Here is a 1,956-nt window from a genome sequence, read left to right as displayed (position 1 = left end):
GTTACGGTTTTTTGGGATTTTTTTACCGCAGAGGGCGCAGAGGGCGCAGAGGGGGAGATGAGATAATTTAATTTTTCCTATTTTGCTGGTTTTGTCTTTTTGTATGGGTTACGGTTTTTTGGGATTTTTTTACCGCAGAGGGCGCAGAGGGCGCAGAGGGGGAGATGAGGGAGATTGATGTTTCCTATGCCAATGGTTTTGATATTACATCAAAAGGTTTGGTGGCTTTCTAAAATCGGCTTTCTAAGATCGATTGACGATCGCCCCAAAGTCTGCTAGTACGCGGGCGTGATTCCGCAGCAATCCCAATAAATTCAACCGATTTCGTTTAATTTCTGGGTCAGAATCCATCACCAAAACGCTTTCGGGTCCGTCGAAAAAGTTGCTGACAGTCGGAGCAATTTGAGTTAAAGTATCTACCAATAACTGATAATTCCGAGTTTGCTTGGATAGTTTGGTTTGTGGCACTAATTGGACTACTGCGTCGTAGAAAGCTTGTTCGGATGATTTTTGAAATAATTCTGGTTTCACCGCTGTTTTTGGTTCCAATTGGATTTTATCCAACTCTCCTTGAGCCGCTAAACGAGTTGAACGATTCACTGTTTCGTAGATTTTATCTAATGTGTTGTCATTGCGGATTTGCTGCAAGAAAAGTGCTCTTTCTAAAGTGTCCAACAAATCTTTTAATGCTCGTTCGGTATATTCGGGGTCGTTTTCTCCTAAAACAGCATTCACCAAATCGTAATCGACATTCTTTTCTTCTTCCAGCAAAGTCCGAATTCTTTGCAGGAAAAACTCTGATAATTGTGACAGTAATTCTGGGCTGGTTTCCGGGCGCGCTGCGGTAAATTCGGCTACTACTTGCGCGAGTAATTTGTGTAAATTTACTGGCAACTGAGCTGCCCAAATAATGTTGATTATGGCGTTGGCGGCGCGGCGCAAGGCGAAGGGATCGGAGGAACCAGTCGGCAACATTCCTAAGCCGAAGATGCTGACTAATGTATCTAGTTTGTCCGAGATTCCGACAATTTGACCTGTGAGAGTTTGGGGCAAATTGTCGCCTGCACCTTTGGGCAAATAATGTTCAAAAATCGCTGTGGCTACTGCTTCTGATTCGCCGCTGGCTAGGGCGTATTTCTGCCCCATGATTCCTTGCATTTCTGGGAGTTCGTAAACCATTTGGGTTACTAGGTCGGCTTTGCAAAGTAAGGCTGCTCTGGTGACATCGGCTTGCTCTGTCTCTGGGATTTGCAGTTGGTTGACCAGGAGATTGGCTATTTTGCAGAGGCGATCGACTTTGGCGCGTACAGTCCCCAAATCTTCCTGGAAAGTGACTGTTTCTAATTTGGGCAAATAATCTTCTAAAGGTTTTGCCAAGTCTGCTTTGTAGAAAAATTGACCGTCTGCTAATCTGGCGCGCACAACTCGCTCGTTGCCGGCGGCTATGATGGCAGATTTGGCTGGATCGCCGTTAGAAATAGTAATGAAGTAGGGTAAAAGTTCGGGGTATTGAGGATTTTTGAGAATCGGAAAATACCGCTGGTTTGTGACAATAATTGTGGTGATTACTTCTGGCGGCAACATCAAAAATTCGTCGTCAAATTTGCCTACTACGGCGTTTGGCCATTCTACTAAGTCGGTTACTTCTTCTAGCAAATCATCGCTGATGTCTGCGTAACCGCCTTGTTTTGTGGCTGCTGCTTCTACTTGGGCTTGAATTTGATTTTTGCGCTGTTGGCGATCGACTTCAACGTAAGCTGCACGCAGACACTGGACATAATCCTCTGCTTGGGGAATGGAAACCCCCCCCGTCCCCCCCTTAGTAAGGGCGGGTGTAGGAATCGATGTCTCCTCCTGAGTAAGGGCGGGTGTAGGAATCGATGTCTCCTCCTGAGTAAGGGCGGGTGTAGGAATCGATGTCTCCTCCTGAGTAAGGGCGGGTGTAGGAATCGATGT

1 protein-coding gene is annotated in these 1,956 nt (G+C 46.0%); it reads right to left on the bottom strand.

Features of this window, described 5'->3' with window-relative positions:
• Window positions 1-243: 243 nt before the first annotated feature.
• A partial coding sequence (glyS, locus tag ACBR23_RS25540; protein WP_371125705.1) for a glycine--tRNA ligase subunit beta occupies window positions 244-1,956 on the bottom strand: 1,713 nt, incomplete at its 5' end.

The sequence above is a fragment of the Microcoleus sp. genome (assembly GCF_041354475.1).
Taxonomy (GTDB): domain Bacteria; phylum Cyanobacteriota; class Cyanobacteriia; order Cyanobacteriales; family Microcoleaceae; genus Microcoleus.
Note: the sequence above shows the minus strand (reverse complement) of the source record. Positions and strands in the feature narration are given on the sequence as shown.